Annotated in this window: 20 protein-coding genes and 1 pseudogene; 14 read left to right on the top strand and 7 right to left on the bottom strand. The window is 71.6% G+C overall.

Going from position 1 to position 14779, the window contains the following annotated elements; translation table 11 throughout:
• The first annotated feature begins 391 nt into the window (after positions 1–391).
• Positions 392–757 carry a hypothetical protein gene (locus AC0HS0_RS11650; RefSeq protein ID WP_472964172.1) on the top strand — a complete coding sequence of 122 codons (366 nt, stop codon included), beginning with the start codon at positions 392–394 and terminating at the stop codon, positions 755–757.
• A 32-nt stretch (positions 758–789) separates the two neighbouring features.
• Here AC0HS0_RS11650 and AC0HS0_RS11645 read toward each other — a convergent pair whose 3' ends face one another.
• From AC0HS0_RS11645 to AC0HS0_RS11625, 5 genes are all read right to left on the bottom strand, one after another.
• On the bottom strand, positions 790–1044 hold the full coding sequence (locus AC0HS0_RS11645; RefSeq protein ID WP_472964171.1) for a hypothetical protein: 255 nt from the start codon (positions 1042–1044) through the stop codon (positions 790–792).
• A gap of 71 nt (positions 1045–1115) precedes the next feature.
• Positions 1116–1763, bottom strand: a complete 648-nt coding sequence (locus AC0HS0_RS11640) for a response regulator (RefSeq protein WP_472964170.1) — start codon at positions 1761–1763, stop codon at positions 1116–1118.
• Positions 1760–2875 (bottom strand): sensor histidine kinase, encoded by a 1116-nt coding sequence (locus tag AC0HS0_RS11635; protein WP_472964169.1) that lies wholly within the window; start codon positions 2873–2875, stop codon positions 1760–1762. Before AC0HS0_RS11635 ends, AC0HS0_RS11640 begins: the two co-directional genes overlap by 4 nt.
• 9 nt (positions 2876–2884) lie before the next feature.
• Positions 2885–3319, bottom strand: coding sequence for a hypothetical protein (locus AC0HS0_RS11630; protein ID WP_472964168.1), 435 nt, complete (start codon positions 3317–3319; stop codon positions 2885–2887).
• A 93-nt stretch (positions 3320–3412) separates the two neighbouring features.
• A complete protein-coding gene (locus tag AC0HS0_RS11625; protein ID WP_472964167.1) occupies positions 3413–3604 on the bottom strand; it encodes a hypothetical protein in 192 nt (63 codons plus the stop codon).
• Positions 3605–3726: 122 nt separating this feature from the next.
• Between AC0HS0_RS11625 and AC0HS0_RS11620 the strand changes: the two genes are divergently transcribed.
• A complete protein-coding gene (locus AC0HS0_RS11620) occupies positions 3727–4320 on the top strand; it encodes a dihydrofolate reductase family protein (protein WP_472964166.1) in 594 nt (197 codons plus the stop codon).
• On the opposite strand, the gene AC0HS0_RS11615 is transcribed toward AC0HS0_RS11620, so the two are convergent.
• Both AC0HS0_RS11615 and AC0HS0_RS11610 read right to left on the bottom strand, forming a co-directional pair.
• Entirely contained in the window at positions 4299–4607 is a 309-nt protein-coding gene (locus AC0HS0_RS11615) for an ArsR/SmtB family transcription factor (RefSeq protein ID WP_472964165.1), read from the bottom strand. The two genes, AC0HS0_RS11620 and AC0HS0_RS11615, sit on opposite strands and share 22 nt — an antisense overlap.
• 1 nt (position 4608) lies before the next feature.
• Entirely contained in the window at positions 4609–4785 is a 177-nt protein-coding gene (locus tag AC0HS0_RS11610) for a VOC family protein (protein WP_472964164.1), read from the bottom strand.
• Here AC0HS0_RS11610 and AC0HS0_RS11605 point away from each other — a divergent pair.
• The 12 genes and pseudogenes from AC0HS0_RS11605 to AC0HS0_RS11550 form a co-directional block, all read left to right on the top strand.
• On the top strand, positions 4784–5539 hold the full coding sequence (locus tag AC0HS0_RS11605) for an IclR family transcriptional regulator (RefSeq protein ID WP_472964163.1): 756 nt from the start codon (positions 4784–4786) through the stop codon (positions 5537–5539). The two genes, AC0HS0_RS11610 and AC0HS0_RS11605, sit on opposite strands and share 2 nt — an antisense overlap.
• Before the next feature lie 38 nt (positions 5540–5577).
• Positions 5578–5943 carry an META domain-containing protein gene (locus AC0HS0_RS11600; protein ID WP_472964162.1) on the top strand — a complete coding sequence of 122 codons (366 nt, stop codon included), beginning with the start codon at positions 5578–5580 and terminating at the stop codon, positions 5941–5943.
• Between the two features lie 156 nt (positions 5944–6099).
• The gene (locus AC0HS0_RS11595) at positions 6100–7263 is read left to right on the top strand and encodes a 4-hydroxybenzoate 3-monooxygenase (RefSeq protein WP_472964161.1); all 1164 of its coding nucleotides are present in this window, start codon (positions 6100–6102) and stop codon (positions 7261–7263) included.
• An 8-nt stretch (positions 7264–7271) separates the two neighbouring features.
• Positions 7272–8036, top strand: coding sequence for a protocatechuate 3,4-dioxygenase subunit beta (gene pcaH, locus AC0HS0_RS11590; RefSeq protein WP_472964160.1), 765 nt, complete (start codon positions 7272–7274; stop codon positions 8034–8036).
• Positions 8029–8610 carry a protocatechuate 3,4-dioxygenase subunit alpha gene (pcaG, locus tag AC0HS0_RS11585; RefSeq protein WP_472964159.1) on the top strand — a complete coding sequence of 194 codons (582 nt, stop codon included), beginning with the start codon at positions 8029–8031 and terminating at the stop codon, positions 8608–8610. Before pcaH ends, pcaG begins: the two co-directional genes overlap by 8 nt.
• On the top strand, positions 8603–9766 hold the full coding sequence (locus AC0HS0_RS11580; protein ID WP_472964158.1) for a lyase family protein: 1164 nt from the start codon (positions 8603–8605) through the stop codon (positions 9764–9766). Before pcaG ends, AC0HS0_RS11580 begins: the two co-directional genes overlap by 8 nt.
• Positions 9767–9777: 11 nt before the next feature.
• Positions 9778–10968, top strand: coding sequence for a bifunctional 3-oxoadipate enol-lactonase/4-carboxymuconolactone decarboxylase PcaDC (gene pcaDC / locus AC0HS0_RS11575; protein ID WP_472964157.1), 1191 nt, complete (start codon positions 9778–9780; stop codon positions 10966–10968).
• Positions 10961–11755: a CoA transferase subunit A gene (locus tag AC0HS0_RS11570; protein WP_472964156.1), complete on the top strand. Its 795-nt coding sequence runs from the start codon at positions 10961–10963 to the stop codon at positions 11753–11755. Before pcaDC ends, AC0HS0_RS11570 begins: the two co-directional genes overlap by 8 nt.
• 1 nt (position 11756) lies before the next feature.
• Positions 11757–12425, top strand: coding sequence for a CoA transferase subunit B (locus AC0HS0_RS11565; RefSeq protein WP_472964155.1), 669 nt, complete (start codon positions 11757–11759; stop codon positions 12423–12425).
• Positions 12418–13632, top strand: coding sequence for an acetyl-CoA C-acetyltransferase (locus AC0HS0_RS11560; RefSeq protein WP_472964154.1), 1215 nt, complete (start codon positions 12418–12420; stop codon positions 13630–13632). The genes AC0HS0_RS11565 and AC0HS0_RS11560 overlap by 8 nt, the downstream gene beginning before the upstream one ends.
• A 111-nt stretch (positions 13633–13743) precedes the next feature.
• On the top strand, positions 13744–14511 hold the full coding sequence (locus AC0HS0_RS11555; protein ID WP_472964153.1) for an ABC transporter ATP-binding protein: 768 nt from the start codon (positions 13744–13746) through the stop codon (positions 14509–14511).
• A pseudogene (locus AC0HS0_RS11550) lies at positions 14493–14779 on the top strand (transporter); the annotation flags it as partial. The gene AC0HS0_RS11555 and the pseudogene AC0HS0_RS11550, both read left to right, overlap by 19 nt.

Below are 14779 nucleotides of genomic sequence, written 5' to 3'. Positions count from 1 at the left end.
CACGAGAGCGACTGTCGCCTATGACGCGACTCAGGTGTCACCTATCAACTGTCACCTATGTCGTGAACCCAGACACCTCGTGGCGCACAGTCTTCGGACGAAGAACTGTGTTGAGACAGTAACGAAGCCCCCGCTCCGGCGGGGGCTTTCGTGTTTCCGGCCCCCTCGCCGCTCGCTCCCGGTCGTATGGGAGCGGTATCCCCACTCCCATACGACATCGGGTAAGACGCCGGTGCGTCGCGAGACGCCCCCTAACTGCGTGCGCGGGCACCGGTGACCCTTCCAGGGTAACCGCGCAATAGACCGTACAGTGCACCCGATTTCGGCGCGGCGTCCAGCGCGGTATTCCGGGCCTGCCCGAAACGGGACACCGCTGGTTATGCTGTGCGCCATGAGCACGAAGAGCAAGCAGGGACCGCATCAGGAGGAGACGCTGCACCTGGGCGCTCACCGGGGGATGTGGGGCGCGTTCGCCGGCCTGATCACGGCCGTCCTGATCGCCTATCCGCTGTCGGCGAGCGTCGCGTTCGCCACCCACCCTGCGACTCAGAAGCTGTTCGGGGAGCGGCTGGCCTCCACGTCGCAGGCCGGGTTCCAGGCGTTCTGGTGGATCATCGCGCTGGGCTGTCTCGCGCTGCCGTTCATCGTGGGCTACGGCATCGCCCGGATGTCGGGTCGCACCCTCGTCATCATCGGCGGGATCGTCGTGGTCTTCCTGATCCTGGTGATCGTGCTGGGGCAGATGTTCCTGTTCTGAGCCGCCTCTTCTGAGCGCCCCGACGCGCAGGCTCAGAAGTCGGCGTCGCCGAGCTCCTCGGCGTTCAGGTCGTCCGGCGAGCCCATCACGGCCGGCACGCACTCCGCAAAGGCGTAACGGAGGAGCACCGGCCACTCGCTGGAGTCGACCAGGTCGAAGACGTCCACGACCGCGGCCCCGCCGATGTGGGAGGGTACGCGCAACTCGAAGGGCGGCTCGCTCGTCCGCTCGAACTCGATCTCGTACGCGATGTCGCCACGCTCGAGGACGGCCAGCACGATCTCCATGTCTTCCGTCCTACTCGTTCCGCTCCGCTGCCAACACCCCCGCTGCCGCTCGGCGCAGCAAAGAGAGCGCACTACAGCGTGAGCAGGCCACGGCGGAAGCCCTCGGCGACCGCGGCCGCACGGTCGCCGACGCCGAGCTTGCCGTAGATGCTCAGCAGGTGCGTCTTGACGGTGGCCTCGCTGAGGTGGAGGCGCTCCCCGGCGACCCGGTTCGTCGCCCCGTCGGCGACCAGGGCCAGCACCTCGAGCTCGCGCGGCGAAAGGAGGCTCGTCTCGGGGGTGCGCACCCGGCCGACCAGGCGCGACGCGACGGAGGGCGCCAGCACCGCGTCGCCGACGGCCGCCGCGCGGATGGCGCGCAGCAGGTCCTCCCGCGGGGCATCCTTGAGCAGGTAGCCCGTGGCGCCCGCCTCGATCGCCGGGAGCACGTCCGAGTCGCCGTCGAACGTCGTGAGCACGACCACGCGGCACGGGAGGCCCAGCCGGGTGAGCTCGCGGATGGCGGCGACGCCGTCCATTCCGCGCATCCGGAGGTCCATCAGCACGACGTCCGGAGTCAGCGCGCGCGCGAGCTGCACCGCTTCCGCGCCGTCCGACGCCTCGCCCACGACCTCCACCCCGGGGTCGGAGGCCACCATGCCGACGATCCCGTCGCGCACGACGGGATGGTCGTCGACCACCAGCAGGCGCACGGGGGCGTCGGCGCTCGCCGCGGTCACGCCGGCACCTCTGCGCGGATCGCGGTGCCGTGACCGGGACGCGACTCGACGACGAGGCCTCCCGCGACCGACTCGATGCGCTCGCGCATGGCCACCAGTCCGTAGCCGCCCTCGTCGGAGGGCGCCCGCTCGACCGAGCGCGCCTCTGGATCGAAGCCGCGGCCGTCGTCGCGCACCTCGAGCCGGGTGCCGGCCGCATCCGTGCGCAGGGTCAGCCGCACCCGCCGCGCGCCGGCATGGCGCTCGACGTTCGCGAGGGCCTCCTGCGCGGTCCGCAGCAGTGCGACCTCCACGTCGGTCGGCAGCGCGGTGGCGTCGCCGCTCGCGCTGACATCGCACGGGATGCCGGTGCGCTCCGTCCAGGTGCGCGCCAGCTGGCCGACCGCCTCCGGCAGTCGCATCGCGTCGAGAGCGGCCGGTCGCAGCGCTTTCACCGAGCGCCGCGCCTCGGCGAGACCGTCGCGCGCGAGGGCGATGGCCGCTTCGGTGTGCCGGGTCCGGGAGGCCTCGTCCGGTGCCTGCCGCGCCGCCTGCAGCTGGATGACGATGCCCGCGAAGCCCTGCGCGAGCGTGTCGTGGATCTCGCGTGCGAGACGCGACCGCTCCTGCTCCGTGGCGCTCAGCTTCAGCTGGCGTTCGGCGAGCCGCAGCGACCACGAGAGGCCGCACATGGCGACCACGTTGAGCAGGAGGATGCCGATGCCGCCGACGATCCCCGCGGTGTCCCAGCCCAGCGGCGAGGCCTGCGCCAGCGCGGCGACCACCGCCGTCGCGCCGACGGCGAGCAGCTCCCACGGCCAGGGGACGATCGAGTAGGCGAACGTGAACGTCGCGATCGTGAGGAAGCCGAACCAGCTGTCCCGGAAGACCAGCGCCAGATTGAGGGCGATGAGGCCTGCCATGAAGACGGCGACCAGCGCGGGCCGCTCCTGCAGCGCCACCGGCAGCCGCCGCCAGACGATGATCCACGCCACGGTCGCCGCGCAGAGGACGAGAGTGGGCACGAGCTGCGCCCACTCGCCCCACTGCACGCCGAGCGTGAAGGCGACCAGCACCGCAAGCACGACGTACGGTGTGAGCGTGAGGACGGTCCTCCAGCGCGGATCGATCACGATCAGACCCTACGCTTTCGCGGGTACCAGCGCGCGTGTCCTGGGCAGGTTGGCGATGATCGCGACGGGCAGCACGAGGAGGCCGCAGACGGCCTGCTCGATGCGCACCCAGTCGGGCAGGAAGCCGGGGATCGACACGATCACGACGACGGCCGCGACGATGATCGGAGCGACGATCCGCAGCCGCAGCAGGGCGTTGCGCGACCCGCGCGCCGCGCCGATCCCGAAGATCAGGAGCACGACGGAGCTGGCGAACACGATCGAGCAGCGGATCCAGATGGCGACGTCGACGCCGACGCCGACGGCGGTCAGCACGGCGAGGAACGCGACCATCGCGGCGCTCAGGGCGACGAACGACCAGAGCAGGGCGAGCACCGGGCGGAAGACCGCGCGGCGGGCCGTGGCGTGCACGGGGGCGGTGGTGGGGAGGTGGGTCTCGGTCATGACCACAGCCTCCCGGGCCGCGCCCGCGCACGGATCGACCGAACGGTCAGACCCCGTCACCGATCGGCTGGTCGCTCGGCAGCCGGCCGGCGGTCACCGGTCGGCCGGGACGTCCGGCCCGGACACCTCCACCTCGCAGCCGTACATCCGCCCGACGATGCCGCCCTGATCCACCCACACCCGGCGCACTTCGTACCGGCGGGGGACATTGCCGCCCGGCGCCTTCGTGACCGCGTCGTCGAAGGCCTTCTCGAAGCCCTCCATCGACTGTCCTTCGACCAGCATGCTCGTACCCCCGCCTTCTCCGGCCTCCCTCGGGCCGGTCGGCCGCACGCTACCGCTGCTTGCCGGGCGGCGGCAACGGGTGTAGACGAGTGGGGAACCCGCAAAAGACAGGAGGTCGTGCCGTGGCTTCGATCGTGGTGCAGTCGTTCGTCACCCTCGACGGGGTGGTACAGGGGCCGGGCGGCCCGGAGGAGGACGTCGCCGGAGAGTTCCCGTATGGCGGGTGGCAGTTCGACTACGACGACGACGGGACCGTCGAGGAATGGGAGAAGAACACGGAGGCACTGCTGCTCGGTCGGCGGACCTACGAGCTCTTCGCCGCCTCCTGGGGCGTCTGGAGCGAAGACGAGGAGGGTTTCCAGGGCGAGCTGACCCGCCGCTACAACCGCATCCCCAAATACGTCGCGTCGCGCACGCTGGGCGAGGTCGGCTGGAAGAACTCGTTCCTGCTCGGTCCGGACGTCACCGCGGCGGTCGATCGCCTGCGCGACGAGCCGGGAGGCGAGATCCGGGTGTGGGGGAGCACCGAGCTCATCCGCACGCTGGCCGAGCACGACCAGGTCGACGAGTACCGTCTGCTGGTGTATCCGCTCGTGCTGGGCACGGGCAAGAAGCTGTTCGGCGACGGGTTCCCGTACTCGCGGATGGCGCTGGTCGAGTCGCGCTCCACCTCCGCGGGCGTGGTGGTGAACGTCTACCGGCGGGCGAACGCCTGACGCCAGAAGCGTTCGTGCGGCGCCATCCAGTCGCGCAGTTCACTCCACGGTTCGGGCGTGAGCGCGTAGTACACGTTGCGCCCCGCCGTGCGCTCGGCGACGAGGCCGGCGTCGCGGAGCGCCCGCACATGCTCGGACACCGACGGCCGGCTCATCGAGAACCGTGCGGCGATCTCACCGGCGCTGCTCTCACCCTCGAGCAGGAGGTCGAGGATCTCGCGTCTGGTCGGGTTGGCGAGTGCGCCGAACAGCCGATCCGCCGAGGTGTCCTTGGCGCGGACGGGCACGTCAGCCCTGCTGAAGCAGCACGAAGCCGTTGCCGTCGGGGGCGACGGACAGCCAGCGCGCGTCACCGTACGCGGTGTCGGCGCGGACCTCGAAGCCGAGCACGTCGCGGTAGAAGGCGAGCGAGCGGTCCTGGTCGGCGACGGGGATGGTGATGGCGCGGTCGTAGGCTGACCGCATGGCCGGTGGAGCTCACGACGACCGCAGTGTCGCCGAGCGCGTGTTCGCGATCGCGGACGCCTTCGAGCGCGGCGACGAGCTGACCCTCAGCGAGGTCGCGCGGCGGGCCGGCCTCCCGGTCTCGACCGCGCACCGGCTGCTCGGCGAATGGGTCGCCTGGGGCGGCCTCGTGCGCGGCGACGACGGCCGGTACCGGGTCGGCATGAAGCTGTGGAGGCTCGGCGCACGCCAGCCCACGGCCCGCAAGCTGCGGGAGGCCGCGCGCCCCTACCTCGACGACCTCCTGGAGGCGACGGGAGAGCACGTCCACCTCGCGGTGCGCGACGGCCTCGGCGCGGTCTACCTCGAGCGCCTGTCCGGCGCAGGGGCGATCCGGGTCATCAGCGACGTCGGCACGCGCCTCCCGCTGCATGCCACCGGTGTCGGCCTCGTCCTCCTCGCCTACGCGCCGCCGGGCACGCTCGAGGAGGTCGTGGCGCAGCACCCGCGCAAGTTCCAGCCGAACACATTGACGGGCGAGAAGGAGCTCCGTGCGCGGCTCGCGAGCATCCGCGCGACGGGCGTATCGCGGTCGGTCGAGGAGCTGACGCGCGGCGCCTTCTCGGTCGCGGCGCCGGTGCGTGACACCGCGGGTGATGTCGTGGCGGCGGTGTCGATCATCGCGCACGCCGAACGCGCCGACGAGCCGCAGTTCGCACTGGGCGTGCGCATGGCCGCGAGGGGGATCTCGGCGGCACTCGTCTCGGGTCGCTGAGGCTAGATGGGCTTCTGCGGCGACCGGTACCTTTAGCCATGCTCACGCACAGAACGCTCAGATCAGTCCTCTCGGCGGCCGTGGTGCTCGCCGCTCTGTCCGGATGCGCGTCGTCCGGATCCTCGTCCCCGGCCGGTGATTGGGGAACCGTCAAGACGGGTCAGCCGTCGCTCACCATCGACTCTGACGGGTCGTTCCACGGCAACGACGGGTGCAATGCGATGAAGGGCGACGGGAAGATCTCCGGTCAGGAGTTCACGTTCGGGCCGTTCGCCTCCACGCTGGTGGCGTGCGAGGGCGTGACGCCGTGGCTCAATCTCGCGGTCACCGCCAAGGTCGACGGTAAGAACCTGGTCGTCTTCCGAGGTGACGGCACCAAGCTGGGCGAACTGCCACGCCGCTGACGGGGTGATCGATCAGGGGAGCCGATCCCGCTGGACGGAAACCTCGACGCGCGTCGACCGGTGCGGAATTCTTTCCACCCAGCGGAAAAGCACTACTCCGCCCCGCGTACGTGACGAAGACTGGGACGACCTTCTCACCGACGCGAAAGGCGGCGCATGCGAACCCAGGTCGCCATCATCGGGGCCGGGCCCGCAGGACTCCTGCTCGGCCACATCCTCCGACGAGCAGGAATCGGGTTCGTCATCCTCGAGCAGAAGAGCCGCGAGTACGTGCTCGGCCGTGTGCGTGCCGGGGTCCTCGAGCAGGGCTCGGTCGACATCCTGCGAGAGCTCGGCCTCGACGCCGATCTCGCAGAACGCGGGCTGACCCACCACGGCATCTACCTGCAGTACGAGGGGCTGCGTCACCACCTCGACTTCGTCGACCTCGTCGGTCGCACGGTCACCGTCTACGGCCAGCAGGCGCTCGTGCGGCACTTGCTCGCCGAGCACGACCGGGCGGGCTCCGACGTCCGTTTCGAGGTCGGCGGGGTCGCGCCACACGATATCGACACCGATTCCCCCTTCGTGACGACCGACGACGGCGAGCGCATCGACTGCGAGATCGTCGTCGGCGCCGACGGCTACCACGGGGTCTGCCGCCCGGCGATCCCGGGCATCGAGGCGCTCGAGCGCAGCTATCCCTATGCCTGGCTCGGCATCCTGGCCGACGTGCCGCCCTCGACGGACGACCTCATTTACGCCCTGCACCCTCAAGGCTTCGCCATGCACTCCATGCGCTCGCTGGAAGTGTCGCGGCTCTATCTGCAGGTCGACCCCGACGAGTCGATCGACGACTGGTCGGACGCACGCATCTGGGAGGCGCTGCAGACGCGCCTCGGCGTACCGGGCTGGACTCTCCGCGAGGGCGTCATCACCGAGAAGTCGATCACGCCGATGCGCAGCTTCGTCGCCTCCACCCTCGAGCACGGCAGGCTGTTCCTCGCCGGCGACGCCGGCCACATCGTGCCGCCGACCGGAGCGAAGGGCCTCAACTCGGCGATCGCCGACGTCGCCCTCCTCGGTCGCTCGCTGACCGCCCACTTCGGCGGGGACGACACGCTGCTGAAGCGCTACAGCACCTCCGCACTCGCGCGCCAATGGAAGGTGCAGCAGTTCTCCCAGTGGATGACGGAGATGCTCCACGTGCACCGGGAGGTCGCCGATCCGTCGGCCAGGGCCTTCCGCTACCGCAGCCAGCTCGGCCAGCTGGAGTACACGACCGGATCGCGTCACGCTCAGGCGGCACTCGCCGAGCAGTACGCGGGCCTTCCCTTCTGAGGCGCGCCATGACCAACACCGAGCAGGACCAGATCAACGCCGAGATCGCCCGGGTGCACGCGGCCACCGCTGCCGCGGGGCCGCTCCCCGTGCACCCGCTGCGCGACTTCGGGCCGTACCGCAGCTCGACGCTGCGGCACCCGACGCACGAGCTCGTCCGCGCCGATCCCGAGGAGATCGAGCTGGTCTCGCCGGCGTTCGGGCACACGGACGTCGCCGCGGAGGAGAGCGACCTGACCATCCAGCACAGCGGCGAGCCGCTCGGCGAGCGGATCATCGTGACCGGCCGGGTGCTCGACGGCGAGGGCAGGCCGGTGCGCAACCAGCTCGTCGAGGTCTGGCAGGCGAACTCGGCGGGCCGCTACGTGCACAAGCGCGACCAGCATCCCGCCCCCCTCGACCCGAACTTCACCGGCGTGGGTCGCATGATCACGGGCGAGGACGGGTCGTACCGCTTCGTCACGATCAAGCCGGGCCCGTACCCGTGGAAGAACCACCGCAACGCCTGGCGTCCCGCCCACATCCACTTCTCGCTGTTCGGCTCTCAGTTCACGCAGCGGCTGGTCACGCAGATGTACTTTCCGAGCGACCCGTTGTTCGCGCTCGACCCGATATACCAGTCGATCGTCGACCCCGACGCCCGGCAGCGGCTGATCGCGACCTACGATCACGACGTGAGCGAGCCGGAGTGGGCGCTGGGCTACCGGTGGGACATCGTGCTCACGGGCAGCAAGGCCACGTGGATGGAGCCGGAGGAGGGCGAGCATGCCTGAGCGGAACGACACCGGCGCGCCGGAGAGCGCGCAGTACGCGCAGACACCGTCGCAGACCGTCGGACCGTTCTTCGGGTACGCATTGCCGTACGACGGTGGACCGGAGGTCGCGCCGCCGTGGCATCCCGATGCGATCCGGTTCCACGGCACCATCTACGACGGAGCGGGCGAACCCGTTCCCGACGCGATCCTGGAGGTCTGGGGCGCCGACGCCGAGGGGCGACCGATCGACCAGCGTGGCAGCCTGCACCGCGACGGTTACACGGTGACCGGGTTCGGTCGCGCCGCCGTCGACCGGGCGGGCCACTACACGTTCACGACCGTCCGGCCCGGAGCCCCAGCGCCGGGGCGCGCACCGTACCTCCTGGTGACGGTCTTCGCCCGTGGCCTGCTGCACCACCTGTTCACGCGCGCCTACTTCGACGACGACCCGTTCTTGGCGACCGTTCCGGAGGACCGGCGCTGCACTCTCCGTGCGGTGCAGGACGGCGAACGCAGTTACCGGTTCGACATCCGGCTGCAGGGCGACGGCGAGACCGTCTTCCTCGACTTCATCGGCGACGGCCGTGGCTGACGTCTTCGACTGGGGCCTCCTCGAGCCGGCCGGTGCACAGGGTGCGTCGGCCGGCGACGACCGTGTGCTGGCGGCGATGGTCGCGGTGGAGGAGGCGCTGATCGGCGCGTGGGACGACCTCGACGAAGGAGGGTCCGCGTCGCGCGCGATCGCCTTCGACGTCGACGCGATCGACCGCGGCCGGCTCGTGGAGGGCGCACGCGGCGCGGGCGTGCCGATCATCGCGCTGGTCGAGCAGCTGCGCGCGCAGGCGGGCGAGGCCGCCGACCGCGTCCACCGGGGCGCGACGAGCCAAGACATCGTCGACACGGCCCTCGTGCTGATTTCGCGCGACAGCCTCGCCCTCACGGGCGACGCGCTCGCGTCGGCGGCTGCAGCGCTCGCCGACCTCGCCGAGCGGCACCGCTCGACCCCGGTCGTGGCGCGCACGCTCTCGCAGCCGGCAGAGCGGACGACTCTCGGCGCGACCTTCGCGACCTGGCTCGACGTCGTGGTGACAGCTCAGGAGGCGCTCGCCGCCGCGACGACGTCGGGATTCCCCGTGCAACTCGGCGGAGCAGTCGGCACCGGTGCCGCCTTCGTCCGCGCGTCCGGTCGCCGCGACGCCGCCGGCCTCCTGCGCGCTGCCCTGGCCCGTCGGCTGGGCCTCACCGACCCCGGCCGCGCCTGGCACACCGATCGCGGCCCGGTGCTCGCGATCGCCGACGCGTCGGCGCGCGTCTGCGCCGCGGCCGGCCGCATCGGTCGCGACCTCGCTCTGGGCGCGCGCGACGGGGTGCTCCGTCCGGCGAACGGAGGCGGCTCGTCCGCGATGCCGCACAAGCAGAACCCGGTCGACGCGGTGATCCTCAGCGCGAACGGCCTCCGCGCCCCCGGCCTCCTCGCCACGGTGCACGCCGCGGCGCTGAGCTCGGACGCCCGGCCAGCCGGGGAGTGGCACGCGGAGTGGCAGGCGTGGCGCGGCCTGCTGCGCGTCGCCGCCGAGAGCGCGGACGTGCTGGCACACGCGCTCACCGACGTGGTCGTCGAGGGGCCGAAGCCGGATGCCCCCGGCACTGCCGAAGCCGAGCATCCCGACGACGCAGATCTCGCGGCCGCGGGCGCCGTCGTCGACGCGGCCCTGGCCCGCTACCGATCGAATTCGCCCCACTCATGAAAGGAGAGGGCGTGACCCCGCCCCGACTCCGCGGTTCCATGGCCGCGGCCGCCCCACGCTCCGCCGCTCCGCGCCTGCTCGTCCTGCTGCCCTCCCTCGGCACGACGACCGAGTTGTGGGACGGCGTGGTCGCACGCCTCGCGGGCGCGCCCGACGCGCCCCGCATCCTCCGCGTCGACCTCCCGGGGCATGGCGCCTCGCCCGCCGCGCGCGAGCCGTTCAGCATCGCCGACCTGGCGGCCTCCGTGCTCGCGCTGGTGGACGAGATCGGCGGCGGCGCCTTCGACGTCGCCGGCGACTCGCTCGGCGGGGCGGTCGCCCTGGAGCTGGCGCTGACGGCTCCCGAGCGGGTGCGGAGCCTTGCGATGTTCTGCTCGGGCGCGGCCATCGGCACGCCGGAAGGCTGGGCCGACCGGGCCGCGCAGGTCCGCGCCTCCGGAACCGCCTCGGTCGTCGCCGGCAGCGCACAGCGCTGGTTCGCCCCCGGCTACCTGGATGCGCACCCCGACGGCCCGGGCGGCCACGCCCTGAAGACGCTGATCGACATCGACGACGAGTCGTACGCCCTGTGCTGCGAGGCGTTGGCGGGATTCGACCGGCGCGATGCGGTGGCCGCAGTGCAGGCCCCTGCCCTAGTCGTCGCGGGCGCGCACGATCAGGTGACGACCTCCGCCCTCATGGCCGAGCTCGCCGCGGGGCTGCCGAACGCGCGGTTCGTCGAGCTCGCCCATGCCGCGCACCTCGTGCCGCTGGAAGACCCTGCGGAGACCGCGGCGCTGCTCACCGCGCTTCTCGGAGGCGGCGGCGACGCGTCGCCGTACGTTCGCGGGATGGCCGTCCGCCGTGCCGTGCTCGGCGACGCGCACGTCGACCGTGCGACTGCGGCGATCACGGAGGAGACGGCCGATTTCCAGGACTTCATCACGCGTTACGCGTGGGGCGAGGTCTGGTCGAGGTCGCAGCTCAGCAGACAGCAGCGGTCGATCGCGACGCTCGCGAGCCTGGTGACCGGTGGCCACGAGAGCGAGCTGCGCATGCATGTGCGCGCCGCCCTGCGCAACGGACTGACCCGCACCGAGATAGCCGAGGTCATCCACCACACAGCGATCTACGCGGGGCTGCCCGCCGCGAACAGCGCGCTCGCGATCATGCGCGAGGTCTTCGCAGAGCCGACAGACACTACTCAGGAGAACGATGGATAAGACGTATTCGTCCGCGGCCGAGGCGGTCGCCGACATCCCGGAGGGCGCTTCGCTCGCGGTCGGCGGCTTCGGCCTCTCCGGCGTGCCGATCGTGACGATCCGCGCCCTGCTGGCGCGCGGCGTCGGAGGGCTCGAGGTCGTCTCCAACAACTGCGGCGTCGACGGCTGGGGGCTCGGCGAGCTCTTGTCCGCCGGGCGCATCCGCCGCGTGATCGCCTCCTACATCGGCGAGAACAAGGAGTTCGCCCGCCAGTACCTCGGCGGCGAGGTGGAGGTCGAGCTCACGCCGCAGGGCACCCTCGCCGAGCGGCTGCGCGCGGGCGGCGTCGGCATCCCGGCCTTCTACACGGCCACCGGCGCCGGCACCGCGGTCTCCGACGGCGGCATGCCGATCCGCTACGCGGCCGACGGGTCGGTGGCGGAGGAGAGCGCGCCTAAGGAGCTGCGGCCGTTCGACGTGTTCGGGCGCGACCGCGAGTATGTGCTCGAGACGGCGATCCGTACCGACTTCGGCCTGGTGCGCGCGGCCGTCGGCGACCGGCACGGCAACCTGCGGTTCGAGAAGTCGACCCGCAACTTCAACCCGCTCGCCGGGATGGCCGGGCGCGTCACCATCGCCGAGGTCGACGAGCTGGTCGAGCCCGGCGTGCTCGGTCCGGACGACATCCACCTGCCGGGCATCTACGTCGACCGCGTGATCGCGCTGACCCCTGAGGAGTCGGCCGACCTGCCGATCGAGAAGGTCACCGTTCGCGCACGACCGGCCTCCCGAACCGAAGGGAACTGACATGCCCCGCACCCGTGACGAGATGGCCGCCCGCGCCGCCCTCGAGCTGGAGGACGGCTCGTACGTCAACCTCGGCATCGGCCTCCCCACGCTCATCCCCAACCACTTGCCGGCGGACGTGCACGTCGTGCTGCACTCCGAGAACGGCATCCTCGGCGTCGGCCCTTACCCGTGGGAGGGCGAGGAGGATCCCAAGCTCATCAACGCGGGCAAGGAGACCGTCACCGTGCTCCCCGGCGCGAGCTACTTCGACTCCGCGGCGAGCTTCGGGATGATCCGCGGCGGCCGGATCGCCACCGCGGTCCTCGGCGCCATGCAGGTCTCGGCCTCCGGCGACATCGCCAACTGGGCGGTGCCCGGCAAGATGGTGAAGGGCATGGGCGGGGCGATGGACCTCGTCAACGGCGCCGAACGCGTCATCGTGGTCATGGAGCACGTCGCCAAAGACGGCTCCGCCAAGCTCGTCGAGCAGTGCACCCTCCCGCTGACCGGCCGCGGCTGCGTCGACCGCATCATCACCGATCTCGCCGTGATCGACGTCGCCGACGACGGCTTCGTGCTGCGCGAGCTCGCGCCCGGGGTGTCGGTGGACGAGGTCGTCGCCGCGACGGGGGCGCCGCTGACGATCGCCGCAGACGTGACCGTCGGGACGGGAGCGGCACGTGCCTGAGCTGCGGGAGGTCGTCATCTGCTCGCCGCTGCGCACGCCGGTCGGCCGGATGGGCGGCGTGCTCGCGCCGGTGTCAGCGCTCTCGCTCGCCGAGACCGTGCTGCGCTCCCTCCTCGACCGCACGGGTCTCGACCCCGCCGCCGTGGAGGGCGTGATCGGTGCCCAGGGCTATCCGACGATGGAGGCTCCCGCGTTCGGCAGGGTCGCCGCCCTCAATGCCGGCTTCCCGGTCACCACGACCGGGTACCAGCTCGACCGGCGCTGCGGCTCGGGCCTCCAGGCAGTGATCAACGCGGCGATGGAGGTGCAGACCGGCGCGAGCGACGTGCTGATCGCACTCGGCGCCGAGTCGATGTCCAACGCTCCGCTCTACACGGAGCAGGGCCGCAGAGGCTTCCCGCCCGGGGGGTTGATGCTCCACGACGCCCTCGCGCGCGGGCGCGAGACGGTCGGCGGGCGCGAGTTCCCCACGCCGGAGGGCAACGTCGGCTCGGCGGAGACGCTGCGCCGCGAGTACGGGATCGGCCGCGAGGCGCAGGACGCGCTGTCGCTGCGCTCGCACCAGCGCGCGGTCGCGGCGCAGCAGTCCGGAGCGTTCGACGCGGAGCTCGTGCCGGTGACCGTCCCCGGCCGCCGCGGCGACGTGGTCGTCGACCGCGACGAGCACCCCCGGGCCGACACCACATTGGAGGCGCTGGCGGGCCTCCGCCCGATCCTCGGCCGCGACGACCCGGATGCCACGGTCACCGCGGGCAACTCCAGCGGACAGAACGACGCTGCGGCCGCGGCGATCGTGACGACTCCCGAGCACGCGGCGGCTCTGGGGCTCACGCCCGTCCTGCGGCTGCGGTCGTGGGCGGTCGCCGGCAACGATCCGCGCGTCTTCGGCGTCGCGCCGGTGCCCGCGGCGAACCGTGCCCTCGAGCGCGCGGGAGTCGGGTGGGGCGACATCGACGTCATCGAGCTGAACGAGGCCTTCGCCGTGCAGGTGCTCGCCTGCCTCTCCGACTGGGGCATCGACGCGGAGGACCCGCGCCTCAACCCGCGCGGCAGCGGCATCTCGATCGGTCACCCGATCGGCGCGACCGGCCTGCGGATGCTGGCGACGCTCGCGCACGAGCTCCCGGCCGTCGACGGCACGCTCGCGATCGAGACGATGTGCATCGGCGGCGGCCAGGGCCTCGCCGCGGTCTTCGAGCGCGTCTGACACCACCGAAGGGCACGTAAGCGCCCCAACCCGCGCGTTTTGGGGGCGTTTACGTGCCCTTCGGACGCAGGTCTACGCGTAGTGTGAGGGAGTCGAGAGGCAGGGGAGTCTGTGGTCGGTCAGGATGACGTCGCGGTCGCAGTTCGCGGCCTCCACAAGCGGTTCGGAGAGAAGGCGGCGGTCGACGGCATCGACCTCGACGTGCCCTCCGGCAGTTTCTACGGGCTCGTCGGCCCGAACGGCGCGGGCAAGACGACGACGCTGAGCATGGTCACCGGCCTGCTCCGGCCCGACGCCGGCCAGGTGCTCATCCACGGCGTCGACATGTGGCGCGACCCGCTCGCGGCCAAGGCGCTCGTCGGGGTGCTCTCCGACGGCGCGCGTCTGTTCGACCGGCTCACCGGCGAGCAGCTCGTCGAGTACGCCGGCCTCCTGAGCGGCATGGACCGGCCGACGGCGATCGAGCGCACGCACGACCTCCTCGGGCTGCTCGACCTGGAGTCGGCGGGCGGGACCCTCGTGGTCGACTACTCGGCCGGCATGACCAAGAAGATCGCCCTGGCCGCCGCCATGGTGCACGCGCCACGGGTGCTCGTCCTGGACGAGCCGTTCGAGTCGGTCGACCCGGTGTCGGCGGCGAACATCCGCGACATCCTGCACGGCTTCGTGCAGAGCGGCGGAACGGTCATCGTCTCGTCGCACGTCATGGACCTCGTGGAGCGTATGTGCGACCACGTCGCGGTGATCAACGCGGGGCGCGTGATCGCCTCCGGAACCGTCGACGAGGTGCGCGCCGGCTCGACGCTCGAAGACCGCTTCGTCGAACTCGTCGGCGGACGCCGTGTGGGGGAGGGGCCGGAGTGGTTGCGACACTCGTAAGGCTCCGCCTGCTCGTCCTCCGCAATTCGTTCCGCCGCAGCACCTCCCAGCTGGTCGCTGTGATCATCGGCGGCGTCTACGCACTGATCGCACTCGTCGTCGTGCTCGGCGGGCTGGCGCTGCTCGGTTTCGCTCCGGTGGAGGTCGTGCGCACGGTCGTCGTCCTCGGCGGTTCGGCCGCGGTGCTGGTCTGGGCGATCCTGCCGCTGCTGCTGTCGGGCATCGAGCAGACGCTCGACCCCGCTCGGCTCGCGGTCTACCCCATCCC

The organism is Leifsonia sp. PARNA 1/14 (genome assembly GCF_055720965.1).
Note: the sequence above shows the minus strand (reverse complement) of the source record. Positions and strands in the feature narration are given on the sequence as shown.

Coding starts and splice junctions, on each gene's coding strand:
- AC0HS0_RS11650 (WP_472964172.1), top strand. CDS start 392: ATGAGCACGAAGAGCAAGCAGGGACCGCATCAGGAGGAGACGCTGCAC.
- pcaG (WP_472964159.1), top strand. CDS start 8,029: ATGCCTGAGCGGAACGACACCGGCGCGCCGGAGAGCGCGCAGTACGCG.
- AC0HS0_RS11610 (WP_472964164.1), bottom strand. CDS start 4,785: ATGCGGTCAGCCTACGACCGCGCCATCACCATCCCCGTCGCCGACCAG.
- AC0HS0_RS11565 (WP_472964155.1), top strand. CDS start 11,757: ATGCCCCGCACCCGTGACGAGATGGCCGCCCGCGCCGCCCTCGAGCTG.
- AC0HS0_RS11645 (WP_472964171.1), bottom strand. CDS start 1,044: ATGGAGATCGTGCTGGCCGTCCTCGAGCGTGGCGACATCGCGTACGAG.
- AC0HS0_RS11595 (WP_472964161.1), top strand. CDS start 6,100: ATGCGAACCCAGGTCGCCATCATCGGGGCCGGGCCCGCAGGACTCCTG.
- AC0HS0_RS11600 (WP_472964162.1), top strand. CDS start 5,578: ATGCTCACGCACAGAACGCTCAGATCAGTCCTCTCGGCGGCCGTGGTG.
- AC0HS0_RS11630 (WP_472964168.1), bottom strand. CDS start 3,319: ATGACCGAGACCCACCTCCCCACCACCGCCCCCGTGCACGCCACGGCC.
- AC0HS0_RS11570 (WP_472964156.1), top strand. CDS start 10,961: ATGGATAAGACGTATTCGTCCGCGGCCGAGGCGGTCGCCGACATCCCG.
- AC0HS0_RS11605 (WP_472964163.1), top strand. CDS start 4,784: ATGGCCGGTGGAGCTCACGACGACCGCAGTGTCGCCGAGCGCGTGTTC.
- pcaH (WP_472964160.1), top strand. CDS start 7,272: ATGACCAACACCGAGCAGGACCAGATCAACGCCGAGATCGCCCGGGTG.
- AC0HS0_RS11625 (WP_472964167.1), bottom strand. CDS start 3,604: ATGCTGGTCGAAGGACAGTCGATGGAGGGCTTCGAGAAGGCCTTCGAC.